The organism is Klebsiella sp. CN_Kp100 (genome assembly GCF_040065315.1).
Classification (GTDB): Bacteria; Pseudomonadota; Gammaproteobacteria; order Enterobacterales; family Enterobacteriaceae; genus Klebsiella; species Klebsiella oxytoca.
In genome coordinates this window covers 169,800-194,429 of record NZ_JBEAIJ010000058.1, presented here as the reverse complement: position 1 = coordinate 194,429, position 24,630 = coordinate 169,800, and the positions used below count along the sequence as shown (strand labels likewise).

Sequence of the window (24,630 nt, the reverse complement as noted above, 5' to 3'; positions counted from 1 at the left end):
GGCATAGATGAATGTTGAAGAACCCACCGTTGCGTTGATTGGTCCCGGCGCAATTGGCACCACCATCGCCGCCGCGCTGCACGAGGTGGGTCGAACGCCTCTGGTATGCGGCCGGCGCGCTCACCCGCAGCTATCGCTACGTTTCGATGGCGGAACGATTGTGGTTCCGGGGCCAGTCGTCACTGAACCGTCTTCGGTCGTTGCGCCGTTCGATCTGCTTTTTGTGGCGGTAAAAGCAACGCAAATTGCCGCTATTGCGCCGTGGCTTAAAGCGCTATGCCATGCGCAAACGGTGGTTTGCGTGCTGCAAAATGGCGTTGAACAACGAGCGCTTTTCGCGCCTTATGTCGCGGAAGCGACGGTACTGCCGTCGGTCGTCTGGTTCCCCGCGCAGCGCGAACCGGAAGCATCGGTCTGGCTGCGGGCGAAACCGCGCCTGACGCTGCCCGATGCGCAGGGGGCTGAACGGGTACAGTATGCGCTACGGGACACGCGCTGCGCAGTGGATATTAGCGACGATTTTCTCTCCGTGGCGTGGCGTAAACTGCTGCAAAACGCGGTTGCGGGCCTGATGGTACTGGCGGGACGGCGGGCAGGCATGTTTGCGCGCGAAGATATCACCGCGCTGGCTTTTGCTTATCTGCAGGAGGGGCTGAAGGTTGCTCGCGCCGCAGGCGCCAGGCTGGACGAGAGCGTGGCGCAGGAGATCGTCGCGGGATTTCATCGCGCGCCTCCGGACTTAAGTACTTCTATACTTACCGACCGTGAGGCTGGTCTACCGCTGGAGTGGGATATTCGTAACGGGGTTGTGCAGCGTTACGGCCGTATTTACCACATTGCCACACCGTTAAGCGATGTGATTGTGCCGCTGCTGGCCGCCGCCAGCGACGGTCCCGGATAAAGGCGCGGGCGGCGGCACTAATCGATTATTGTTCTGCGAGCTCTGGCGACAGGTGACCAAAACGCCGGTGTGTTGCGTTTCCCGTGATTAGAGAGATTCTGCCAGTCGGTCTACGACAACTTTGCCGCTATTATCAAACTGGGTAATTCGATAATTCACACAATACGAACGACGGGTGGAAAATTGATTGAATAACGCCACCCGGCCTTTTTTATCGCCATTTTTACTCACAATTATCCATTCGGTGACGTCCGTTGAATTGCCGTTATCGCTGCTGGCGTCCTGCTGTTCCACCAGTCGATCCTCTTTTTCTACCTTCAAAAAATCTCGTAACATTTATTTATCTCCGCTCATCATTGTTTTTAACAATACTCTCTTTATCGATTCATTCAATTAAACATTTTAATCAAAGGTATTGATTATTAGTCTGAAATGCATTGGTTTAATAGGTGCGTATCCAATTGAATTAATAGAACATAAATTTAATCGCCTCATCCGAAACACCTATATTTTTCCATGAGTAACGGTTTTTTAGCCCGAATCTATTTACGTGACAACGTCACATAAATGTTAATGTCGACCCACCTCACAGATAAGAATTTAATATGATTGATGCGAACTTGATCACTTGACTGGTCAAGTGAGTCGCGCCTATGTTGAAGGCACCTTCTTATCCGTTCCGGAGAGTAAGAAACATGGCCATCATTCGAACGTTAAACGGGGATATTTCCGCTAATCAGCTGGGCGTAACCTACAGCCACGACCATATCTACTGTATTCCGCCCTATTGGGCCGAGCGTCAGGATGACGACCTCTTGCTCGACGATCCACAGGCTTCTGAGCGTGAATTAAGCGACTTCCGCCAGGCGGGAGGCAATGCCATCTACGACGCCACCGCGCCGGATTATGGTCGTCAGGCCGCTGCCGTCGCGGCCATGGCGCAGCGCCAGCAGCTGCACATTATTGCCACCGCGGGTTTTAACAAAGGGTTTCTGTGGAGTAGTCGGCGACCGGGCACAGCGCAAACTTTTGCCGAGTGGATTGAGCGTTCTGACGTCGACGAACTGGTTGAACACGTTTGCCGCGAGGTCACCGAGGGAATCGAAGGCACCGCGCATCGGGCCGGCGTAGTGAAATGTGGCACCGGCTATAACGCCATTTCCCCTCTGGAATACAAAACCATGGAGGTTATCGTTCGCGCCCAGCAGCGTACCGGGGCGCCGATGCACAGCCATACGGAAATGGGGACGATGGGACTCGAACAGGCGCGGATCTTTAAAAAATGGGGACTGGATTTGTCCCGCTTATGTTTTGCCCATATGGATCGCAATCCTGACCCCTGGCTGCACCGTCAGATCGCCAACACCGGGGCGTTTCTCTCATTTGACGGTATCAGCCGCATTAAATATCACCCTGAGCACATTCGCACCCAGGCCATCCTGGCGCTCTGCCAGCGCGGTTATCAAAAGCAGATTTTGATCGGCGGTGATTTTGCCCGTAAATCCATGAGCGCGCATTACGGTAAAGGAGGGCTGGGGCTGAAGTTCATCCTCAGCGACTGGCGGCCAAGATTCATGGAAGAGGCCCGGGAGGCGGGGTTTGACGGCGAAGCGTTGCTGCATGATTTCTTCGTCGAAAACCCGGCGCGTTACCTCGCTTTTGCCTGAGGAGGCGTCATGAAGCTGCATCATTTAAATGAGCGCGAGGCCAGGCGGGCGCTACAAAAGGCGCGGATAGCCTTACTGCCCCTTGGCGCGGTCGAACCGCACGGCGACCACCTGCCGCTGGATACCGATAACCTGCTGGCCGAGCGGTTTTGCGCGCGGCTTGATGAGCAGTTGGGCGAGTGCGCGCTGAGCCTGCCGGTTGTCTCCTATAGCCAGGTCTGGTCGCTGCGCGGGCATGCGGGCGCGATTGATATCGGTAATGAACGGCTGACGTCGCTGCTGGTGGCGCTGGCGGAAAACATGGCCAGCTACGGTATTACCACCACGGCGGTGATCAACGCGCATTACGGCAACTTTGACGCGATTAAAGCCGCTTCCCGCCAGCTTAAAGAGCAGGGCATCACGCTGCTTAGCTACAGCTGGGCGGGTATGGATGAAGAGGTAAAAAAACGACAAACCTCGGCGGTGGCTTATCCGGGATATATGCATGCCGATGAGGTCGAAACCTCGCTGATGCTGGCGCTGGCGCCGGAGTTCGTCAACATGGCGGAGGCGCGCGCGCACTATCCCGAATTCCCGCAGAATTTTCGCTATCAGCCGATGCGCTGGACCGAGTTTTCTGCTTATGCGGTGCTGGGGGACCCCACCCTGGCGAGCGAAGAGAAAGGGCGCGCGTTTGTTGCCCGGGCGCTGGCGACCACCCTGGCCTCCATTCGCCACCACTTAACGCAAGGAGCCCGTGATGATTGAACGTCAGTCGATAACCGTTGACTGCCCGGCCGCTACCCCGGAGGAGGCTATTCGCGAGGCGGGGAACGCGCTGTGCCGCGCGGGGGCCTGCAGCCCGCAATACGTCCAGGCGATGATCGCCAGCTATCGCGAGCTGGGCCCTTATTTTGTCATCGCCCCTGGTCTGGCCCTGCCGCATGCCCGTCCGGAACAGGGAGCGATCAAAGCGCAAATTAGCGCGATCCGGCTGCGCGAACCGCTGGCGTTTGGTCATGCGGAAAACGACCCTGTGCGGGTGGTTCTGGGCCTTTCGGCTACCAGCAGCGACGCGCATATCCACCTTATCCAGCATATCGTCACCGTGCTCAGCGATGAAAATAATCTGCATACCCTGATGCATTCAGACGATCCGGAACAACTTTATCGGCTGTTGGCCAGCGGCTCACAGCGTTTATAGCTGTAATTAACACGGAGTGAATAGCGATGAAAATTCTGACAGTCTGTGGTTTAGGTATGGGCTCCAGCCTGATTTTAAAAATGAACGTTGAGGCGGTATTAAAGCAGCACGGGATTCAGGCCTCCGTGGAACATATGGATGTCTCATCCGCAGCTTCGGCCAACGCCGATGTCGTCATCACCAATGCTGAACTGGTGGACAACCTGAAGCATCTTTCCTGCCCGGTGGTGGTAGTAAACAACTACATTGATAACGCAGAAATCACCGCGGCGCTGACCCAGGCGCACATTCTGCGCGCGGGAGAGCCAACATGAGCGAGTTTCTTGGCGTCCTGCGCTGGATCACCATCAACATATTTGGTGAGGCGTCGATTTTAATTGGCCTGATCGTGCTGCTGGGACTGGTTTTGCAGAAAAAATCGCTGGCAGACATTGTGTCCGGCACCCTGAAAGGCATTCTGGGTTTTCTGATCATCGGCGCGGGGGCCGGGATTATCGTGTCCGCGCTACTGATCTTTCAGCCGATCTGGACCGAAGTTTTCGGCCTCAGCTCGATGAATCTGACCAATATTATCGGTCAGGCGCGCTTTAGCGAACGCTACGGAAGCAGCGTGACGATCGCCATTGCCGGCGGTTTCGCTATCAATCTACTGCTGGCCAGGCTGACGCGCTTTAAATATATCTACTTGACCGGACACATGATGTTCTGGACCACCATGATATTTGCCGGGGTGATGGTGAACACCGAGCCCGCTATTTCTGCGCTACAGCTGACGCTCATGCTGACGGTTATCATGGGACTGTACTGGACCTTGCAGCCCGCGCTGGTTCAGCCATGGGTACGGAAAATTACCGGCAACGATAACGTGGCGCTGGGGCATACTTCCGCCTCGGTCGCGCTGCTGGGGGCCATTTTCGGCCAGATCTTCGCCCGTAATAAAATCAGTTCCGAAGATATCAAAGTTCCTAAAAAGCTCGGTTTTCTGCGCGATTCCAACGTGGTGACCGCGTTAACCATGGCGCTGCTGTTTTTTATCGGCACCTTTATTCTGCAAATCAAAGGCACCCCGAAAGCGGCGGAGATCCTTGCGCAATCCGGCGACCTGAGCTTCTACATCTATGCCCTTAAACAATCGCTGATGTTCACCGGTGGCATCGCCGTGGTGCTGCTCGGGGTGCGGATGTTTATTGGTGAAATGGTGCCCGCGTTTAACGGCATCGGCTCGCGGCTGGTTCCGGGGGCCAAACCTGCGCTGGACTGCCCGATTCTGTTCAACTTTGCGCCAAATGCGGTGGTGCTGGGGTTCGTCGGTGCCTTTGTGGGATCGCTGCTGTGGCTGACCCTGATCGGCCGCTATACCGGCTACGTATTTATTCCCAGCATGATCGTCATTTTCTTCCATGCCGGTACGGCAGGGGTCTTCGGCAATATCACAGGCGGCTATAAAGGCGCGCTGCTGGCGGGATTTATCACCTCAACGGTGGTCGCCTGGGGACAATATTTCTGCGTGACCGGCTTTATCAACAACACGATCCCGGATACCGCGCTGTGGGCGGGCGATAGCGATATGTTTGTCCTCGCGCCGCTAATCCATCTTTTGACCCGCTTGCTGACGTTCTGATATCAGGAGGAAGTCTATGAGCCAGGCACTGAAACAGTATTACAGTCAGATCCGCCAGAAGCTGGGGTTGCTTGAACAGCGCGCCGATGAGCTGAACCGGGCGGCAGAAATGATGGCCCACAGCATTCTGGCGCAGCGCAATATCTTCGTCTTTGGCGCCAGCCACGCCGGTATTCTGGCGGAGGAGATGAGCTATCGGGCAGGCGGTCTGGCCATCATCAACCCGCTTTTTACCCCTGCGCTGATGCTTAACGTCAGGCCGTTAACCCTTACCAGCGCGGTGGAAAATGTGGAAAATCTTGGCCGCGTGCTGGTTGAACAGTCGCCGCTGAGGGCCGACGATACTCTGCTGATTCACTCAGTGTCGGGGCGAAATGCGATTACGATCGATGTCGCGCTGGCGGCAAAAGCCTGCGGAGCCAGGGTTATCGCCATTACCAGCCTGGCGACGGCGGCACGAGTCTCTTCCCGCCACTCCAGCGGTAAACTGCTGGTAGACATTGCCGATATCACCCTTGATAACCACTGCGAGTATGGCGATGCGGCGGTGAGCCTGCCGGGGCTGGCGCAGAAAGTGGCGCCGCTCTCCACCATCATGGGGGCGGCCATCGCCAACAGCCTGGTACTGCGTATTTGCGAAATTATGCTGGAAAATGCGCGCACGCCGCCGGTTCTCGCCAGCGCAAACATAGACGGTAATCAGGAGATAAATCAGGATATACTGAGCGCATACAGGAGCCAGATACACTATCTCTGAGTTGGAGCGCAAGTATGTATGAGTCGGATGGACTCCCTCTCTATTTAAGAATAAAAGACGTTATCCTGCAGCGGATCCTCTCTTTTACCTATGACGATAAACTCCCGGGCGAGCTGCTGCTTGCCGGGGAGTTCAAGGTGGCGCGCGGCACGATTAAACAGGCGATAGATTCGCTGGCCAGCATCGGTATGGTTTATCGCGAGCAGGGAAAAGGCACGTTTATCAACCGCGATGCGTTGCAAAAATACTACACCGACCTGCCGGACGTACTGACCACCTTTGCTGCTCCCGGCGCGATAGAAGTGGAGGTGCTGTCGCTGATTTCAACCATGGCCGACCGCCACGTAGCGGAACAGATGGGGCTCGATTTGGGTAGCCAACTGATGCGTCTGGAGCGGTTACTCGTGCAGGGGGAGCGGCCGGTCGGCCACGTGCTGACCTGGCTTAACGGCCGAATTTATAACGACCTGAGTCACGTGGACGGCAGCCGATCGCTCTATAAACAGCTGCGGGAAACATTCGGCTACTCGCCGGCTAACGCGACCGAACGCTATACGCCGGTGTGCTGCGATATCCGCACGGCGGGATTGCTGAATATTGAACCCGGGCGCCCTCTGTTTCGCATTGAGCGCGTCGCGCGCGATCTTGATGACGTGGTCCTTGAATACAGCGTCACCCATACTCTGGACGCCAGCCTGTCGCTACAGATCGCCACCAGTCAGAGTAGCGTAAGTCAGCAGTGGAACTGCACGATCGAGAAAGGGCGCTGATCCGCCTTATATTACCGGCTTGCCACCCCAGCGACAGGCAGATGATAGCCAGCGTACCGCAGCAGCTTTGCCGTTGGCAGGCTGGCTTCCAATCGTTTAAAAATGGTTGAGCTCACTTCGCTCATGGCCTGCAAAAGAGCGACAGTTGCAAACCGGCATTAGCGTAACGCCTTCGCTATCGCGCTAAACATCAGCGACGCCTCAAGCGGTTGGGCGCTGAAGGAGGGTTCAGCCTGCGGCCAGGTCGACCACTGCACGATGACCAGATTTTCCGCCTGATTGACCATAATCATCTGACCAAATATCCCCAGCGCCCACAGCGAATGTTGAAGGGATGCCTGCGGAGCGGGCTCAACGTTGCTGGCATTGGCCGGCACTTCATTGTTCCACCACTGATAGCCGTAGAGACCGTTTGGATGTGCCGCGGATACTGAACCTGTCGCCCGGGTCCAGTTTGATGATTCGGCGACCCAGTTTTCCGGCAAGATCTGCTCGCCGTTCGGCAACACGCCGTTATGCAGGATGAACTCACCGAAGCGCCCCCAATCTTCTAGCGTGGCGTTAAAGCCATGCGCGCCCACGTCGTGCTCACCTTTTGTATAGGCATGCCACACGCCATCGCGCGCCATACCGTAGGGTTGCCAGATACTTTTCTCCAGATACGCCGCCAGCGTCATACCGGTGGCGCGTTCCAGGACATCACCCAGTAGCCAGGCGCCGCCGGAGGAGTAAGACCAGTTCTCTCCGGCCGGATGCGCCCGACGCAGGCCGGACACCAGCTGACGTACGCAGTCATAGGCGCCGGGTCTGGCTTCACACTCGGTAAGCCGGGCGAAGTCAGAGTGCGGATTAGTGTAGTCCTCATTCCACGCCACCCCGGAGGTGTGGCTAATCAGCTGCCTCAGCGTCACGCCTTCCCAGGCGGTGCCTTTCAGGTCGGGTTCATACTGGGTGACAAGATCGTCGAGCGAGTGAATTTTGCCCTGTTTAATCGCCACGCCCACTAGCGTGGATACCACGGACTTGCCCACCGAGCGCGAGGTCCAGAGGGTGGTGTCGGTATTGCCTTCCGCCAGATATTTCCAGGCAACTTTGCCATTTTTCAGCACCAGCATGCCGCTGACGTTCTGGCGCTGCAGATAATCCTGCAGGGTCCAGGTGTGGCCATTAACCTGATAGCTGGCGTGAGTTAACCGTTTTGCTGCGGCCTGCAACGGTACGGCATGACCGTGATGAAACACATCGCCTGCGTAATTGCGGTAGTCGTTACGAAAGCCGATTACCCGGTCGGTCTGGCTCCAGGTGAGCATTTTATGGGTATCCGGAAGCTGTGCATCAAAGGGAGCAGGGCACGCGCTAAGTTCGGTCCCGGGGCAGGCGGCCTGCGCGATGGGGGCCAGCAGGCCGCTGCAGAGGGTGATGACAACACTGGACAGCAGGCGACGATTAACCACTTTGTTTTTCATATTTTTTCTCGTTCAGCTCAGGAAGGCGTTTAGCTTAAAAAAATGCGGCCTATAATAAAAAACGCCTCATGGGGGAAAATCCCCCCGAATAACCGAGTGGAGAGCACAATGCCGACCCTGATGTATTCTTTTGCCCAACTGGAAGCCTTCACCGCTGTGGTTGAGTGCAAAAGCCTGGCGAAAGCGGCGCGCCAGCTGGGCAAGGACCGCACGACGCTTCGCGATTTGATTGAGTTCCTTGAAGATGGTCTGGGGTATGCGCTGTTTCTGCGTGAAGGTCGCAGCTTGCAGCTGACGCCGGAGGGGGAACAGCTGCAGCGTCAGGCGCACCTGCTGATGCGCCAGGTCAAAGCCTTTGAAGCCTTTGCCAAAGAAGTGCCGAATAGCGCCACGCAGGATATTACCCTGGCCTACGATCCCTTTACCCCCAGAACGTTGTTGCAGGCGCTGATTGGCGCCATGGCTCGGCGCAACGTTCGTCTGAGCCTGATTAACGCCTCGCGTGACGAGGCGGAAAGGCTGCTGGCGAGTGGATTGGCCGACCTGGGTATCTGCCAGGCGCGACATCGCAGCGTGGGCGACGCTATGGAGTGGCGCGCCCTGGGGTCAATCGAGATGGATTTTTACGCCTCCGAAGCGCTTTTTCCCGCCGCTAAACAACCGCTTTCTCTGCTGGAACTTTCGCTGGCGCCGCAGGTGATTATGCACCCGGATACTGACGAGCCCGTGGCCCGCCGTCTGCAGATTTCAGGGCGCACTATTTTTACCAACGAACAGGAGATGCTGCGCGCCCTGCTTGAACAGGGCTGCGGCTGGGGATTTTTGCCGACGCACATGAATGCGGCGCGGTGGAAAAACGTCAAAAAATTGCCGACCGAAGTGGGTAATCAGGGGATCGGCCAAACGATGGTGACCATCTGGAAGCCCGGCAACGACAGGCGCACGCTGGTGGCTGACGCGCTGGCCTTGTTGCCGGAACTGTGGTGAAAGCCGAGCCTCGCTGTGGGTTTGACGGCGACAGGCCGGGGCACAGGATGCCGCTGTGGTGGAACCGATATATAAATATATTTCCCTGACCACCATTCTGGTATTAAAACGTCTGCCGCAGAAGAATTAAACGCGATTAAGCAAGATATTTAACATACGACGCAAAGGCTCCGCCGCTCCCCATAAAAGCTGATCCCCAACGGTGAGTACCGAATATACAGGTTCATTATTCAGGGCCATTTTTTTATAACGGCCTATGCCTACCTGCAGCGAGCCACTGATATAGGCTGGGGTCAATTTGCTGACGCTGTCATTTTTATTATTGGGGACATAGTTAACCCAGGGATGGGCATTACCCACTAATTCAGCAAATTCAGCTTCGCTGACTTCACGCTTTAATTTTAAAGTAATCGCTGCGCTATGGCAGCGAATGACGCCAACCCGAATGCATAAACCGTTCACGGGAATAGTTCCGCGGGGCAAGCCCAGAATTTTGTTCGTTTCTGCTTCGCCTTTCCACTCTTCACGGCTATTGCCGTCGCCTAAATCGGCATCAATCCAGGGAATGATGCTTCCCATTAGGGGAGCGCCGAAGTGTTGGACGGGCATGCCCGCGCTGTTAATCAGTTCGCTGACTTTATTGACTAAAGGAAGGACTGAGCCGGAGCTGGTCAATTCCTCTGCCGATAAATGATTGCTCACCCAGGCGCTTTGCGCGATTAATTCTCTGACATGTTTAGCGCCAGCGCCGGATGCAGATTGATAGGTCATCACGCTCATCCATTCGATCAGGTCAGCCTTGAGCAAGCCGGCGAGCCCCATCAAGCTGAGGGTAATCGAACAATTACCGCCGACAAAAAGTTTTAGCCCTTGGTGGATTGCCCGATCGATATGGGTACGGTTAACCGGATCGAGAATGATACAGGCTTTTTCATCCATGCGAAGCGCCGATGCCGCATCGATCCAATAACCCTGCCAGCCATGCGTAATAAGTGCGGGATAAATGGCTTTAGTATAATCGCCGCCCTGGCAGGTGATAATAATATCCATATCGGCGAGTTCACTGACTGAATTCGCATCTTTAAGGATATAACTCTCGCCATCTATAGTTGGGCCAACGGTCCCCGCGCTGGAGGTACTAAAAAAATGTGCAGCGATATCACGGAAATCGTTTTCTTCAACCATGCGTTGAAGCAATACAGAACCTACCATGCCACGCCAACCAATAATGCCGACCTGTTTCATTTACTTAGCCTTTGCTCTGTTATAAAAAAGTTAAATCTTGCGTGGTTTTATATCGCACTCTTAAGTTCAGGTCATCAAAAATAAATGGAATTGATATCGTAATAAGAATATTTAATCAGGGGTTAGAGAAAGTAATAAGAGAATTTTCGAAGACCAAATAAAAAACCTAATCTGCTTACACTTATTCCTCTGCCGTTCTTTCATGCAACACGGCTGGGTGTGGCTTTCGCCGCGCATCATGCTGCTCTTTTCAGTCAACACGATCGCTGTCGGCAACGGCAAAAGGGGCCGAGGCAGAAAAAACTGGACGCTTGCGTCCGCAGGCGTAATATATGAAACATATATAAATCGTAATGGTACGTATAAATGGGTATTGTAAAAATTTCAGACCTGCTGCACGACGATATTCGTGACGCCAGTAAGGCGATGTCGCGTTCGGTCAACGCCCAGGCGGAGTACTGGATCCGTCTGGGGATGATGAGCGAGCTCTATCCCGAACTTAACCATCAGCAAATCAAGCTGATGATGCTCAAGTCCGGCTCTGACCGGTTGCTGGAGGTGATCAATGCTATCAATTCCCATTAAAACCACGCAGGAGCTCGCCAGCCAGCGCCATGCCGGCAAACTGCTGGCCTCGGTCTTCGACATGTTGGATAGCTTTATTCTGCCCGGCGTCTCGACCATGGCCATCAACAATCGGGTGGAAGATTTTATCGTCAACGACCTGCATTCGCGTCCGGCCAGCAAAGGGCAGTACGATTTTCCCTATGTGCTCAATACCTCGATCAATGAAGTCGTTTGTCACGGCATGCCAAAGGAAAGCGAGCTGCTGAAATCCGGCACGATCGTGAACGTGGATATTACGCTGGAGAAAGAGGGGCTGATTGCAGATTCCAGCAAAATGTATCTGATTGGCGAGGTTTCACCGCTGGCCCGTCGGCTAGTGCAGAAAACCTATGAAGCTATGTGGAAGGGCATTAAGGTTGTCAGACCGGGGGCGACGCTGGGCGATATCGGCCATGCGATCCAGACTTATGTTGAAGGTAATGGCTACAGCGTGGTCAGGGAGTACTGCGGCCACGGCGTTGGCAGAGAGATGCATGAAGATCCGCAGGTGCTACATTACGGCAAACCCGGCACCGGCGCCGTGCTCAAGGAGGGGATGGTGTTTACCATTGAACCGATGGTTAATCAGGGCGATAGCCGAATAAAAACCAGGAAAGACGGCTGGACAGTGGTCACTCGCGATAAAAAACTGTCTGCCCAGTGGGAGCATACCGTCGCCGTCACCGCCGAGGGGTTTGAGGTGCTGACCCTGCGAAAAGATGAAGTGATTCCGGATTAGCCTGAGTAACAGGTTTCACGCCTGCGCGGTGAAACCTGTCAGTCACCCGCCCGTAGTGACTATACGGGCATCTCTTTACGTCCCATATAACGCTCTTTCCATAACGCGCCCGCCACCCCAATATCCAGGAACGGGGAGGGCGGCATAAAGTTGGCCTGGCCGAGCGACTGCATCGCGGCGATCAGCGGGTTGTCCTGGCCCATCGCCAGATCGGCAAGCAGCGTCCCGGCGATGGTCTGTTTTGATACGCCGGCGCCGTTACAGCCCCCCGCAGTCCAGATCCGCTGCGCAAGACGCCCCCAGACCGGCGCGCCGTTGCGGGTGACGCTGATGGTTCCGGACCAGGTTCGCTCCAGAGGAACATCCTGCAGCTGCGGATAGGCCGTATGGAACAGCGCCAGATGCTGTCTTGCGGCGTTAGCGGTTTGTCCGGCGGTAATCACGCCGCGCAATGCCGGATCGACATGCTGGCGGACAAGAAAACGATAATCGTGGGTATAGCGTAGGGTGGCCCCGGCGATCGCATTGACCGGGGTTAATCCCCAGCTCTCCATCGCCGGCAGACGCTGGCGCTGATCGGGCGTAAGCGGGGCAGTAATGCTGGCGTAGGTCGCCATCGACGCCTGGCGGCTCACGGTTGGCGAGAGCTCGCGGGAGAGCGCATTGGTGGCGAGCATCGCCTGGTCGGCGCGGATGGTGCCCTGCAGGGTCGTCACCCTGACGCCGCCGTTTTCCTGGTGAAGAGCCAGCGCCGGGGTCTGGTGAAACACGGTGACATTATCCGGCAGATGGCGCGCGAGGCCCGCGATCAGTTTTGCCGGATTCACCAGAATGCAGCCGGGAGTGTAAATCCCTTTGCTGTAAAGGCGAGTTCCCAGCTTTTGATACAGCGCTTCGCCGTTCAGCAGGCTGTAAGGTTCCTGCATCAGCTGCAGGTTATCGACGTACTCCTGCATAATGGCTTCGCTGGACGGATCTATCTGGCAGTGGTATTTCCCGACGTTTTCCCATTCGCAATCGATCTGGTGTTTGCTCACCGTGTCATCGAGCAGGCGGATCCCCTCCTGCAGCAGAGCGCGATAGTCCTGCGCCTTTTTCAACTCGGCGGTAGAGCTGCCGATATTATGCGGCAGGCCGATAATAAAGCCGGAATTCCGCGCCGAGGAGCTGGTCGCGGCGCATTCTGCGTCAATAAGCACGATGCTCAGCTGCGGGTTGATGCTGGCCAGCCTGCGGGCAAAGCTTACCCCGGCATAGCCGGAACCGATAACCACCCAGTCAGCTTTAATGTCGCCGCTCAGCGAGGGCTGGCGATAAAGATCTTCTTCATTAAGCGGCCATCCCACCTGATTTTGATTGAAAGGTACTGATGCAAATCTCACGGTAAATCTCCCTGTGGAAAAAACACCTGCAGGGCAGGTGTGAATAATGGATTTGCCGCTCTCCATGTTTTTGCTCTGGAGGGGGAGTCGGCAAGAAAGGCGTTGTAACCAGATCAGCTTCCATCGCATCAGCAATCCTGAATGATACTTTTCTGGACAACAATTCAGCAGAATAACAACTAACAGGCCAAATAACACTCCATAATATACGGGTTTAACTTCCTCGTTTGTTAGTGACTAAACTCGGATCGCTGAGCGGTTTCACTCAGCGGCCGGTCACAGAGTAACAATTTATACCTTGTCGCCCCGACTCGAGTATCTGCAGAAATTCTTGTTGTGGATCATCATCACCTTAACCACATATCTATATTGTAACCTCGTCCGCAAGGTGGATTTTTGACCAGATGGTAAAAATATCGCCCCTCTTGCTTTTCTCTTTATACCTCGACCATCCATTTCATAAGATTATTCGTTTTTTAAACCTGCCTCTTTCCAAGATACGTTAGGAATTTTCTTATGGATGAATCTGAATGTGTTTAAGAGGTTTTGTTTTCATGTAACGTAATGATAAGTAAGTGTTTTTATTTTTTTATAACTATCTGTGCGATCTTTTTAAAATATACAAATAGTTTATTTTAAATTATTAGTAATATTTTCACACACCTTGTCGTATTAAATTACGCAAGCAGGATTTTATCCTGTGTAATGTTTTTATGTAAAATTATTAGCTCGTAATGATCGTTTCAGCAGGTGCATATGTTTAATCTTAAGATATTTCGCGATAGGATGATTTTGCTGTCAGGAATATACGTAACTCAAGAGGATATATATCGAGGCCTTGGTTTCTCTATATGCGAGTTATTACCTTCGAGAGTTATTTTCAGGATGGTTATCCAGTAACTTTTAATATAACGGAATGTATTATGAAAATTAGCAAAATTGCATCTGCTGTTGTTCTCACTATGGGTGTCGCCTCTTTCGCAGCTCAGGCCGATCAGGGAAGCGGCAAGGTCACCTTCTGGGGTTCGATTATTGATGCTCCATGCTCTATTAAAAATGGCTACGGCGATCAGCGTATCGAACTGGGTCAGATTTCCAATACGCATTTGGATAACGGCGGCATCTCTACTCCTCGTCCGTTCGACATTGAACTGGAAAACTGCTCCTTCGAGAAGGATTCAAACGGTGACCCGATGTATAACACCGTCACTGTCACCTTCAATGGCGGTAACGTTCCTAATGACATGACCATGCTGGCTATCACCGGTCAGGCTGCTGGCGCAGGCGTTCGAATTCAGGATTACTCAGGCACGATGGTGACTTTAGATAAGCCGACTGCCGGACGCATTCTTGGCATTGGCGACAACACCCTGAGCTTTAGCGCTTACCTGGAAAAAATTGCGTCAGTGACTAATGTCACTCCGGGTGATTTTGAAGCCGTGACTAACTTTACCCTGGCTTATCAATAAGTCATCGCCTGTTCTCAAGTAGTTTTATTCGGGCTGCGTCTGCAGCCCGATATTCAGGAGCACAGTCATGGTAAAAATTATGCGTTTCCTGACATCAAGTCTTTTATTGGGAATATCTTCAGTTGCTGTGGCATCCGAGCAGGGCATGGGGCTCGTCACAATGAATGGTCAAATTCAGGAATCAGCCTGCTCTATCCATACTGATGATATCTGGCAGGAAATACCATTTGGGGTGATTTCTTATAATGACCTTGACCAGGAAGGTAAAGCGATTATTAAACCCTTCGCTGTTCGCCTGGTAAACTGTTCACTGGAAAGAAGTGATGGTGGTTTATGGCAAAGCGTCAACATTACTTTTAGTGGGGAAACGGAAGTATTTCGTCGCGATATTTTTAAAGTTTATGGCGACGCTCAGGGGCTTGGTTTACGTATTCATAGCCAGGTCGGCGATGTGGCGCAAGACGGAATTCCGATGCCCGCCGTCATGTTACAAAATGATAATAATGAATTGCGTTATTTATTATCGCTGGTGCGCGGCGGAAAATCGTTGTCGGAAGGTGACTGGTACGGAATTATTCGCTTTATGGTGACTTACCAGTAAGTTGCAGCATCATTAAATGGCAGGGGTTTTAATTTCTCCTCATTCATTTTTCGCCGTAATGAAAACTTTCCCACTGGTGAATTCTGGTAGGCAATAAATGGATTTTAAAAAATGAAAAAAAACAGACCACCAGCTTATTACCTGCGGCGTCTGGGCGTTTACATTGCTATTGCCATTTTTGGTTCTACATCACCCGTTGTGGCGGTAGAGTTTAATGTGGATATTCTGGACTCTGAGGACCGTGAGAATATCGATTTATCCCGCTTTTCTCGGGCTGGATATATTATGCCCGGGACCTACACGCTGAGCATGCGCCTTAACGATCATGGGATTTCCGATCAGGATATCACTTTCGTTGAAAGAACTCGCGACGATCAACTGGTTGTTGAAGCCTGCCTGACGCCTGAACAAGTCGACTTACTCGGGCTGCGTGAAGATGCGCTCAAAATGATTCAGTGGCTTGATGGCAGTCGTTGTGCCGATTTCACTGCGCTTGAAGGTATTGTCTTGCGTGGCGATCTGTCCGAATCCTCCTTGCAAGTTTCCGTTCCTCAGGCGTGGCTGGAGTATCAGGATGCGTCCTGGTTACCCATTTCCCGCTGGGAAGACGGTATTCCCGGTCTGCTGTTTGATTACAACCTCAACACGAACGTCACGTTTCCGCGGCGCGGCAATCAGAGCCAGAGTGCCAGCGTTAGCGGGACCACCGGGGTTAACCTTGGTCCGTGGCGCTTAAGGGGGGATTACCAGGGAAGCTATTACAACACCACTGGACGCCCAAATAGCACCACCCGTAATTTTGACTGGAGCCGGTTTTACGCCTATCGCGCGCTGCCGCGCATCATGTCAAAGCTAACCGTCGGTGAGGATTATCTCACTTCCGATCTCTTCGATTCGTGGCGCTACACGGGGCTATCGCTGGTCAGCGATGAAAGCCAGCTGCCACCAAAACTGCGCGGCTATGCCCCGGAAGTTTCAGGTATTGCGCGGACGAACGCAAAGGTTACGGTCACCCAGCAGGGACGAGTGATCTATGAAAGTACCGTTGCAGCGGGGCCGTTCCGTATTCAGGAACTGAGCAGCGCCCTGACCGGCAGGCTGGATGTGCGGGTTGAAGAACAGGATGGATCGATTCAGACATTTTCCGTGGATACGGCTCAGGTTCCCTATCTGACGCGTCCCGGCCAGCTTCGCTACAAAATGACCACGGGTCGCCCAAGGGATTATCGCCATAGTACTCAGGGACCTTATTTTGCTACCGGTGAGCTCTCCTGGGGCCTGACGAATGCCTGGTCGGTGTACGGCGGCGGTATTTTCTCGCAGGACTACAACAGCGTGGCCTTTGGGGCAGGCAGGGATATGAGTGTCTATGGCACATTGTCCGCTGACGTTACCCATGCCAGCGCCCGCTTCCCGGGGGATAAAAACCGTCACGGACGATCCTGGCGACTCAGCTACTCCAAACGTTTTGATGAACTCAGTAGTGAAGTCACGTTTGCAGGTTACCGCTTCTCTGAGCGCGATTATCTCACCATGGGTGAGTATTTAGATATTCGCTACCGGGAAGGTTATATCGGTAATAGTAAAGAGCTGTATACCATCCAGGCGACCAAGAATTTTGAGGATCTACGCCTCTCCACGAGTATTAACTGGTCGCATCAGACTTACTGGAACCGACCGGCGACCGATCGCTACAGCGTGTCTCTCAATAAATATTTTGATCTCGGCGACTGGCGACATCTTTCGTTATCGCTCAACGCGGCGCGCAGCGAATTTAACGGACGTAAGGATGACACCGCCTATATCTCGCTCACCATGCCGTTTGGTTCAGGCACGGTTGGCTATAACGGAAGCATTAATCGCGACCGCTATACGCAAAACGCCAGCTGGAGCGATCGTCTGGAAAATAACGATTATTACCGCATTAATGCCGGTAACAGCATGGGCGGCGGGCAAGGAACGCGTAGTCAGATGAGCGGCTATTACTCGCACCTTGGCAGTATGGCCGATGTCACCACCAATTTTAACTGGGCACAAAGCCAATATACCTCTTTTGGTATCTCTGCCAGCGGCGGAATGACCGCTACGGCTGAAGGTGTGGCGCTGCACTCCGGTGGGGTGCAGGGCGGTACCCGGATGATGATCAGCACTGACGGGGTGAGCGGAGTACCTGTGGGCTATCAGGGCTACAGCAACGCCTTTGGTATTGCCGTGATCCCTGGCGTGCCGAACTATTTCCGCACCAGTGCCGAAATTGATGTTAATCGCTTACCAGACGACGTGGAGACTTCTGGCTCGCCTATTGCTGAGCTGGCGCTTACCGAAGGTGCCATTGGGTTCCGCCGTTTCGATGTGTTAAAGGGCGCGAAAGTGGTCGCCATCCTCAGCCAGGAAGATGGCCGTCATCCACCGTTTGGCGCGACGGTTCATAACGCTAAAGAGCGAGAGCTGGGAATGGTCAGCGATGGCGGATTAGCCTGGCTGACCGGCGTTAACCCGGATGAACATTTAACCGTGCACTGGGGCGGTTCTGCCCGGTGTGAAGTCGTACTGCCTCGAGTCATCCCTGCACAGCAGCTATTACTGCCATGCAAACCGATATCTCGCGGCTGAGAAAGTGAATGGTGATGGAATGAAAGTAAACAAAACGGTGATGGCTATTCTGCTGGGAACGCTGACTTCTGGACTGCTCAATGGTGCAGAAGCGGCGATTGCCCTGGACAGAACGCGGGCGATTTTTCCCGGTTCGGAGAAGAGTATTTCCCTGAACATTACTAACGACAGCGCATCAATGCCGTACCTGGCCCAGGGATGGATCGAGGATGAGCAGGGGAAAAAAATAAGCGGTCCGTTGGTCGTGGTACCCCCGCTACAGCGGCTTGAGGCAAAGAGTAAAAGCGTTATGCGCATCAATGCAATGCCGGATGCGTCGTTATTGCCTCAGGATAAAGAGAGCCTTTTTTATTTTAACGTGCGCGAAGTTCCGCCGAAAAGCGATCGGCCTAACGTGATGCAGCTAGCGCTGCACACCAAAATAAAGTTGTTCTATCGGCCAAAAGCCATCCTGCCGGAGAAGTATAGCCGTTGGGATAACCAGCTGGTGCTGCAGAAGGTAAACGGCGGATATCGCGTGGAGAATCCGACGCCTTATTACATGACGGTGATTGGCATTACGCCAGCGCCGAACATGGCCGTAGCGAAGGGGTTCCAGTCGGTAATGGTCGCGCCAAAATCAACGGCAATGGTGAATAGTTCGCACTTTACGGCGCCTCACGTCACCACGATTAACGACTTTGGCGGTAAACCCACTTTGCCGTTTAGCTGCAACGGTAACGTCTGCCGGGCGGCAGCCAGACCCGCATCTTGATGGAAGCGCATGTTGGACACAGGAGATGCCTGATGAAACATGGATTCGGTCGTACCACCTTGATTCTGTGGCTGTTAACAGCCGGAGCCGTTTCTGTGGCTAGTGCCGCAAATTGGGACACCGACGGCCTCAACGGCGGTATTCGCGCCACGGGCACGCTGGTTGCGTCTCCGTGTGTATTGTTGCCTGAATCGGCGGAGCAAGAGATCGATTTGGGCAGTACCGTTGCCTGGGGACTGGATCGTCCCGGTTCGGTCACCACGCCAGTCGCCATATATATCAAATTAGATCGTTGCCCTGGAGAGTATCAGTTTATGCGTGACCGTCAGTTAATGCGGGGTTCGCTACTGCTAAACGGGCAGTCCGCCGTAAGAATGACGATTTATGGAGAAGTCGAACCTACGGATAGCCGGTTCTTCCGGGTGCATGGCGGCGTGAAAGGGGTAGCGCTGCGATTGAGCGACCAGCGGGGCGAGCTTCTGCGCCCTGGTATGTCTGGTCGGCCGCAGATTCTGACTCCCGGGCGCAACGATCTGGTTTTTCAGGCGCAGCTGTGGCGTCTCCCTGCGTCGCTGATGGCCAACGAATGGCGCAGCGTAGTGAATGTTGGCCTGGAGTACGAATAATGAAAAGTCACGTAGCGCGAGCGCTAAGTCTGGTGGGCTTTCCCATGCTGCTGCTGGTCAGTATTCCGGCCACGCATGCTGATACGGACGTCTTCTTCACCGGTAACCTGGTGGCCGATCCGTGTGAACTGCACGTTGATTCAGAAGATCAGATTGTGGATTTCCGCAACATACCGTCAAAGACGTTTATTAAATATCACCTGAGTGAACGTGAGCGTTTCTCCATCATGCTCATCAACTGTGACCTGTCGCTGGGAAGCACAGTAGAGGTCACTTTCATGGGCGCGGAGGATGTCGATCAGCCCGGACTTTTCGCGGTTACCGGCACAGCCGCTGGGATCGCCATCGCCATTGAAGATGCGGATGGTACTCCGGTGCTACCTAACACCAAAATGCGGCCGACCGCTTTGACTGCGGGTGACACCAATTTAAATTTTCAGGCTTTTGTCTCCGCGCCGGTTCATAGCCGGGTGCGTGAAGGCGATTTTGAATGCGTGACAACATTTTTGCTGGAGTACGACTAGAGGTAACTCGTTATGAAGAAAACACTCGTTTTTGCCACGGTTGCAGTGTTATCGGCGAGTTCTTTGTTACCCGCAGAGGCGGCGTTAACGGTTAGCCGTTCACGAGTGATCGTTAATGAAGGTGACAAAAGCGTCAGCATGAGCGTGACGAATCGTAATACTCAGGAACCCTATCTGGCGCAGACCTGGATAGAGGATGAAGCAGAAACTAAAGTGACGAGCCCATTAATGGTTCTGCCGCCGGTGCAGCGTATCGAAGCCGGAGCCAAAAGCGCGGTGCGCGTTCAGGTGCTACCGGATGTCAGCAAGCTGCCGAAAGACAGGGAGAGTGTGTTCTGGTTCAACTTACGCGAAATTCCGCCGCGCAGCGATAAGCCAAATGTCTTAACGCTGGCGCTGCAGACCCGGCTGAAAATTTTCTGGCGTCCGGCTTCAATAAAGGTCGATGCGAAATACGAATCCTTTCCCGGCATTCAGAACGTGACGCTGGCCAAAAATGGCAACAACTATACGCTGAATAACCCGACGCCGTACCACCTGACGTTTGTCGAAGGCCGCAGCGCCGTGAAGGGGAAGGGCAAGGAAGGCTTTGAACCGGTAATGGTGGCGCCAAAGGCCCAGGCGACGCTGAACGTAGGCGCATCTGACCTGGGCGCAACGCCAGTTCTGGTTTTTGTTAATGATTACGGTAGCTTACGTTTGCTGCCATTCCAGTGTACCGGTTCCGTCTGTAAGGCGCTGCCGGTTATCACGCCTGAAAGCTGACGGGAGGCCGAACGTGAAAATTGGGAAATTAGGGCGCCTTGCGGCTTTATGCTGCCTGATTGCCTCATCACCATATAGCCTGGCTTCTGACGGTGGGACAACTACGTTGACTATCACCGGCAACATTGTCGAGCCAGATTGTGTGATTAATAACAATCAGCAGATCGTGGTGGATTTTGGTGAAGTGCTGACGACGCGTATTGACGGTTCGAACTATGAAACGCCGATTGTCTATACGTTGAGCTGCGCAAATTTAATTCGTAACACGCTAAAAATCAATATCAAAGGCACCGGAGCGTCATTTGACAGCCAGCTGTATATGACCGATGTGACCGGCCTCGGTATACAGGTCTATGGCGCTGGTAAAGCCGTTATCGTCCCCAATTCTGGGACGCTGAATTTTACCTATGCTGCCAATAGCCCACCGGCGCTCTATGCGGTACCGGTGAAGCAGACCAGCGCGACGCTGCCAAACGGGGCGTTTAATGGTTCGGCGACCATGGTGTTTAGTTATCAATGAGGATTATCTAATGCGTCAGCTAATAACAGCCGCACTTTTACTGGAAATCCTGTTGGTTGGCGTCAGCCCGGCGATGGCGGCCAACGAGGCAGACATCATTTTTAAAGGAGCGCTGGTTAATCCGCCGCCGTGCTCGATCGACAACGATAAAACCATTCATGTACCGTTTGGCGATCGTCTGTCGATCAAAAAGGTCAGTGATGGCGTTTATCGTAAGGATGTACCGTACAACCTGGTCTGTGACAGCACCGCTGGTAAAGACTGGAAACTGATGCTTAGCGTACGGGGAACTCTGGCGACATTTGATACGACCGATCGCGCGACGGTTGCGACATCGATGGGCAATATTGGCAATCTTGGCGTGAAGATCCTACGTGACGGCCAACCTTTTCAGTTTGATTCGCCGATAGAAATCAGTCTTTCGGCGATACCAAAAATCGAAGCATTGTTGGTGCAAAGGCCGAATATTGAGTTGGCTGAAGGGCCGTTCGAGGCGACGGTGACCTTGAAGGCGGAATATTTGTAACGGAGTCCCGTGGTCGGAATACTATTCAACGCGGTAGGGTGCTTATGGAAAAGAGAAAGTTAAAAAGATTAATACTGGCGGCGGGGATCATCCTCGGCAATGCTCTGCTATGGTCTGAATCTGCTTCGGCGGCGGATTGTAATGCCTTTGGCAATCAGGGGGGAGGATGCCCGACGGTACAATCGCTCCAGGCAAACGGTGGTTCGGTATCGGTTAACTGGGCTAGTGATTTAAGTGCGCAGACTTTCGCCTCAATAGAGGGCACCCGGGCTGCTACCTGGGGGCTATATATGATTTATGGCTGGTCGACATCGATGAACGGTCACTGGTTCGGCGGGGGAACCATGACTCCTATTTTAACTGTCAGCAATACCGATCCTGTGCGTACAGTTTCTGGCGGAACTACAACGGATTACTGTACTGATAATCCGTTTTATTGTACGCATCAGACAATGGCCGCTCGATTCTTTCAGAAATATGGTTTCTCCGGTACCGCCAGCGTGGCGTTGCCCTCTTCGTACCCTGCTCACGCACCGCCATGCCTGATTTTTGGGGCAATAAACCCGAGCACCGGTGATTTCTACACTGTTTTTGCTCCTGGATTAGCGGAACCTTGTCAGCCAGGATTCCCGGGGACTGTGGACCCACAGCCCGATCCGGAATGGTGTGGCATGAGCACCAGCGCGTTGACTTTTGCTTTTGGTGATATGGCGCCAGCCTCAGTCTCGGGGCAGTCGATGACGAAAAGCGCGGTGATGGCCTGTAGCGATGCCGGTGTGACTTATAATTTATATCTGAGTAATGTTTCTACCGCCGGAAGGAATAGTCTTGATTTAGGTCGAGGCATCACCGCTACGGTGAGTGCTAATAATCAGGCACTACAAACCAATAGGGTATCAACGGGTACAACAAATACGTTAAATATTACGGTGACTCTCAGTGGAACGCCTACCAGTACGGGATCAATTAGTGGTACCGGGATATTGGCTGTAAATTATTTATAAGATATAACAATGCCCGCTAATTTATTTCCGGGCCAATAGAATAGTATATTCATCATCGTCGTATTTAGTAGGGGGTTTTTACTTCTCTGATAATGAGTGCGGCGGTGAGGATAATTCTGGAGTTAATAATATAATGATTAAATCAGGTTTCATTGCAGTTATCATTGCCGGTTTTTTTATAACCGGCTGTGTCCCTAAAAAAACACCGTCGCTGATCACCTCGTCAGGAGAAGCGGTTTCGCCGCCGACAAATCCAGAGGGTGAGGTTGATATGGTGCAGTGCGAAAAGGAGCTAAGTGCGTTGGGTTCGGTTAATCAACTCAGGTATTCCGAATTAAAGGCTCGCTTTGAGCGAGTTATGCATGGCGCGTCAGGATATACCACCGTTCGCAACGCTGTAAATCCAGAAACGCGTAATGCCATTGATGCTTTGTATAAGTTCCAGGCGGTAAAACTATGTTCAGAGATCCGTGGGGAAATGCTTAATAGTCTGGCAGACAAACCAACAGGAGATAAGGTCGAATGAGTCATCGGGCAGGGAAAGCGACAGTCTTTATTCTTGGTATCGCGATGGTTCCTTGCGCTCAGACTGATGTTTTGAATTATGCCCGGGACTGGATACTGCGTGAGGGAGAAAATAAATCCCTCGCGCAACCGCAGACACAGGGAGAGAAACGTCCTGTATCGCATCCAAAGCCAGAAATGCAGCGGGTTAGGTCTGCTAAAGATAAGCCTAATCCCAGACTATCCGCTCCGGTTAAAGCCAAAACGGTTCCGGCTAACAACAGGGCGGTTGAAGTGAAAGTTAAAAATACGCCTGTAGTTCAGCCGAAAGACCGTAAAAAAGACGTAATCGGGGCGAGGGAAATAGAAACAGAGAGTTTGGTTAAATTCCCTGATGAACGTACTTTAGGTAGGTGGTTGAAATCGTTGATACAACATATTTACTTCACGCCACCAGAGAAGGAAATAAAAGAATTGTACCTGGCGCAGAAGGATAAAGTTAAACGCATTAGCGAAAAGCTAGCGCGCAATGAAAGTGAGATTGCTGGATTGAGGAGCGCTGAGAAAGAGCGCCTTTCTCTGATTAAGCGAGTTGCTCAACTGGAAGAAATAAACGCACAGTGGCAGGTGTTAACTCAGAAAATGCAAAAAAACCTGAAGGATGCTAAATATCCTCCGCTGCCTACAAATGAACCTGAATTGGAGGATTTTGCGGCCGGCATGGCAATGGGTATTGACATTATTACGCTGCTTGAACAACGAAGTGAGCAAGGCGTAAAGGTTGACCGGACCGTATTTCTGGCTGGAATAACGGAAACATTACGCGGTGAGCGCCGCCTGTCTCAGGCGGCCTTCGAGCAACATCTAAACAGGGCTAATCAGCGTGTTGCTAACGCTATTCAAGAAAACCTTAAGGATAAGGAGGCTCGCGATAGCGAGTGGTTGCAGAACTTTATTAAGCAGGATGGTACGCTGGTCGCCGATAAGGAAGCCTGGTTCAGGGTTCTCCATAGCGGTGAAGCGTTATTACCGGATAATGAGTCGGAAGATGAATTAACTATTTCATTTACACGTCGCTTCACTGACGGAACATTGATTGCGGACTCCGATATTTCAGGTCTGATACTACAAGAAAAATTAACCAATCTGCCGACTTGGTTGCAGGTCGTTGTTGAAAACACGCGCTTGAATGGCGAAGCTGAATTAGCAGTCAAAGTCAATGAATATGGTGATCCAAGTGAATATGGTTCCTATGTAGAGCACTGGTATATTCGCGTACAAAAACAACAGCCAATGTAAGTTTGGAAATTAATAATTTACGCTTCTTTTAATATATTACCAACCTACTGTAGAGTGTTTTTTCTCATTCAACTGTATGATTATATAAGGTGGGTATG

Annotated in this window: 27 protein-coding genes; 23 read left to right on the top strand and 4 right to left on the bottom strand. The window is 52.8% G+C overall.

The genetic code is table 11. From position 1 onward, the window contains the following. Positions 1 to 7: 7 nt before the first annotated feature. On the top strand, positions 8 to 901 hold the full coding sequence (locus tag ABLV12_RS25410; RefSeq protein ID WP_126489134.1) for an oxidoreductase: 894 nt from the start codon (positions 8 to 10) through the stop codon (positions 899 to 901). A gap of 87 nt (positions 902 to 988) precedes the next feature. Here the strand turns inward: ABLV12_RS25410 and ABLV12_RS25405 are convergent, their stop codons facing one another. Continuing rightward, a complete protein-coding gene (locus ABLV12_RS25405; protein WP_004102175.1) occupies positions 989 to 1,237 on the bottom strand; it encodes a hypothetical protein in 249 nt (82 codons plus the stop codon). A 359-nt stretch (positions 1,238 to 1,596) separates the two neighbouring features. Between ABLV12_RS25405 and ABLV12_RS25400 the strand changes: the two genes are divergently transcribed. Genes ABLV12_RS25400 through ABLV12_RS25370 form a run of 7 tightly spaced genes read left to right on the top strand, consistent with a single transcriptional unit; the run spans position 1,597 to position 6,902 of the window. Then, on the top strand, positions 1,597 to 2,568 hold the full coding sequence (locus tag ABLV12_RS25400; RefSeq protein WP_016808921.1) for a phosphotriesterase: 972 nt from the start codon (positions 1,597 to 1,599) through the stop codon (positions 2,566 to 2,568). 9 nt (positions 2,569 to 2,577) lie between these two features. Continuing rightward, a complete protein-coding gene (locus ABLV12_RS25395; protein WP_004113156.1) occupies positions 2,578 to 3,318 on the top strand; it encodes a creatininase family protein in 741 nt (246 codons plus the stop codon). Further along, positions 3,311 to 3,754, top strand: coding sequence for a PTS sugar transporter subunit IIA (locus ABLV12_RS25390; protein WP_004102169.1), 444 nt, complete (start codon positions 3,311 to 3,313; stop codon positions 3,752 to 3,754). Before ABLV12_RS25395 ends, ABLV12_RS25390 begins: the two co-directional genes overlap by 8 nt. Positions 3,755 to 3,780: 26 nt before the next feature. After that, the gene (locus tag ABLV12_RS25385; RefSeq protein WP_004102167.1) at positions 3,781 to 4,068 is read left to right on the top strand and encodes a PTS sugar transporter subunit IIB; all 288 of its coding nucleotides are present in this window, start codon (positions 3,781 to 3,783) and stop codon (positions 4,066 to 4,068) included. Further along, on the top strand, positions 4,065 to 5,375 hold the full coding sequence (locus tag ABLV12_RS25380) for a PTS ascorbate transporter subunit IIC (protein ID WP_004102166.1): 1,311 nt from the start codon (positions 4,065 to 4,067) through the stop codon (positions 5,373 to 5,375). Before ABLV12_RS25385 ends, ABLV12_RS25380 begins: the two co-directional genes overlap by 4 nt. A 16-nt stretch (positions 5,376 to 5,391) precedes the next feature. Next, positions 5,392 to 6,132, top strand: coding sequence for an SIS domain-containing protein (locus ABLV12_RS25375; RefSeq protein ID WP_024274197.1), 741 nt, complete (start codon positions 5,392 to 5,394; stop codon positions 6,130 to 6,132). Positions 6,133 to 6,146: 14 nt separating this feature from the next. Further along, positions 6,147 to 6,902: a GntR family transcriptional regulator gene (locus ABLV12_RS25370; protein WP_004102164.1), complete on the top strand. Its 756-nt coding sequence runs from the start codon at positions 6,147 to 6,149 to the stop codon at positions 6,900 to 6,902. 158 nt (positions 6,903 to 7,060) lie between these two features. Here ABLV12_RS25370 and ABLV12_RS25365 read toward each other — a convergent pair whose 3' ends face one another. Beyond that, positions 7,061 to 8,368, bottom strand: a complete 1,308-nt coding sequence (locus tag ABLV12_RS25365) for a serine hydrolase (protein WP_348867450.1) — start codon at positions 8,366 to 8,368, stop codon at positions 7,061 to 7,063. Between the two features lie 108 nt (positions 8,369 to 8,476). Here ABLV12_RS25365 and ABLV12_RS25360 point away from each other — a divergent pair, with 108 nt between their 5' ends. Then, positions 8,477 to 9,355 (top strand): LysR family transcriptional regulator, encoded by an 879-nt coding sequence (locus ABLV12_RS25360; protein ID WP_064344351.1) that lies wholly within the window; start codon positions 8,477 to 8,479, stop codon positions 9,353 to 9,355. 126 nt (positions 9,356 to 9,481) lie between these two features. Here the strand turns inward: ABLV12_RS25360 and asd are convergent, their stop codons facing one another. Then, a complete protein-coding gene (gene asd / locus ABLV12_RS25355) occupies positions 9,482 to 10,600 on the bottom strand; it encodes an aspartate-semialdehyde dehydrogenase (protein ID WP_108703829.1) in 1,119 nt (372 codons plus the stop codon). A gap of 366 nt (positions 10,601 to 10,966) precedes the next feature. Between asd and ABLV12_RS25350 the strand changes: the two genes are divergently transcribed. Both ABLV12_RS25350 and map read left to right on the top strand, forming a co-directional pair. Beyond that, entirely contained in the window at positions 10,967 to 11,185 is a 219-nt protein-coding gene (locus ABLV12_RS25350; protein WP_004102160.1) for a ParD-like family protein, read from the top strand. After that, on the top strand, positions 11,166 to 11,945 hold the full coding sequence (map, locus tag ABLV12_RS25345; protein WP_064395949.1) for a type I methionyl aminopeptidase: 780 nt from the start codon (positions 11,166 to 11,168) through the stop codon (positions 11,943 to 11,945). Before ABLV12_RS25350 ends, map begins: the two co-directional genes overlap by 20 nt. Positions 11,946 to 12,004: 59 nt before the next feature. On the opposite strand, the gene ABLV12_RS25340 is transcribed toward map, so the two are convergent. Further along, entirely contained in the window at positions 12,005 to 13,327 is a 1,323-nt protein-coding gene (locus ABLV12_RS25340) for an FAD-binding oxidoreductase (RefSeq protein WP_064351532.1), read from the bottom strand. Positions 13,328 to 14,250: 923 nt separating this feature from the next. Here ABLV12_RS25340 and ABLV12_RS25335 point away from each other — a divergent pair. From ABLV12_RS25335 to ABLV12_RS25280, 12 genes are all read left to right on the top strand, one after another. Further along, positions 14,251 to 14,796, top strand: a complete 546-nt coding sequence (locus tag ABLV12_RS25335; protein WP_016808930.1) for a fimbrial protein — start codon at positions 14,251 to 14,253, stop codon at positions 14,794 to 14,796. A gap of 67 nt (positions 14,797 to 14,863) precedes the next feature. After that, positions 14,864 to 15,397, top strand: coding sequence for a fimbrial protein (locus ABLV12_RS25330; RefSeq protein WP_004113138.1), 534 nt, complete (start codon positions 14,864 to 14,866; stop codon positions 15,395 to 15,397). Positions 15,398 to 15,508: 111 nt separating this feature from the next. Next, positions 15,509 to 18,010, top strand: a complete 2,502-nt coding sequence (locus ABLV12_RS25325; protein ID WP_160886512.1) for a fimbria/pilus outer membrane usher protein — start codon at positions 15,509 to 15,511, stop codon at positions 18,008 to 18,010. Positions 18,011 to 18,029: 19 nt separating this feature from the next. Then, positions 18,030 to 18,764: a fimbria/pilus periplasmic chaperone gene (locus ABLV12_RS25320; protein ID WP_016808933.1), complete on the top strand. Its 735-nt coding sequence runs from the start codon at positions 18,030 to 18,032 to the stop codon at positions 18,762 to 18,764. Between the two features lie 32 nt (positions 18,765 to 18,796). Next, entirely contained in the window at positions 18,797 to 19,390 is a 594-nt protein-coding gene (locus ABLV12_RS25315) for a type 1 fimbrial protein (RefSeq protein WP_016808934.1), read from the top strand. Then, positions 19,390 to 19,914: a fimbrial protein gene (locus ABLV12_RS25310; RefSeq protein ID WP_016808935.1), complete on the top strand. Its 525-nt coding sequence runs from the start codon at positions 19,390 to 19,392 to the stop codon at positions 19,912 to 19,914. Before ABLV12_RS25315 ends, ABLV12_RS25310 begins: the two co-directional genes overlap by 1 nt. 12 nt (positions 19,915 to 19,926) lie before the next feature. After that, the gene (locus ABLV12_RS25305; RefSeq protein WP_263796019.1) at positions 19,927 to 20,679 is read left to right on the top strand and encodes a fimbria/pilus periplasmic chaperone; all 753 of its coding nucleotides are present in this window, start codon (positions 19,927 to 19,929) and stop codon (positions 20,677 to 20,679) included. A gap of 13 nt (positions 20,680 to 20,692) precedes the next feature. Beyond that, the gene (locus ABLV12_RS25300; protein WP_023320975.1) at positions 20,693 to 21,199 is read left to right on the top strand and encodes a fimbrial protein; all 507 of its coding nucleotides are present in this window, start codon (positions 20,693 to 20,695) and stop codon (positions 21,197 to 21,199) included. Positions 21,200 to 21,209: 10 nt separating this feature from the next. Continuing rightward, complete coding sequence (locus ABLV12_RS25295) at positions 21,210 to 21,725, top strand: fimbrial protein (RefSeq protein ID WP_160886505.1); 516 nt, start codon at positions 21,210 to 21,212, stop codon at positions 21,723 to 21,725. A gap of 44 nt (positions 21,726 to 21,769) precedes the next feature. Beyond that, the gene (locus ABLV12_RS25290) at positions 21,770 to 22,729 is read left to right on the top strand and encodes a hypothetical protein (protein ID WP_142473096.1); all 960 of its coding nucleotides are present in this window, start codon (positions 21,770 to 21,772) and stop codon (positions 22,727 to 22,729) included. Between the two features lie 133 nt (positions 22,730 to 22,862). Continuing rightward, a complete protein-coding gene (locus tag ABLV12_RS25285; RefSeq protein WP_160886503.1) occupies positions 22,863 to 23,255 on the top strand; it encodes a hypothetical protein in 393 nt (130 codons plus the stop codon). Next, a complete protein-coding gene (locus tag ABLV12_RS25280) occupies positions 23,252 to 24,532 on the top strand; it encodes an FKBP-type peptidyl-prolyl cis-trans isomerase N-terminal domain-containing protein (protein ID WP_348867449.1) in 1,281 nt (426 codons plus the stop codon). The genes ABLV12_RS25285 and ABLV12_RS25280 overlap by 4 nt, the downstream gene beginning before the upstream one ends. The last annotated feature ends 98 nt before the right edge of the window (positions 24,533 to 24,630 follow it).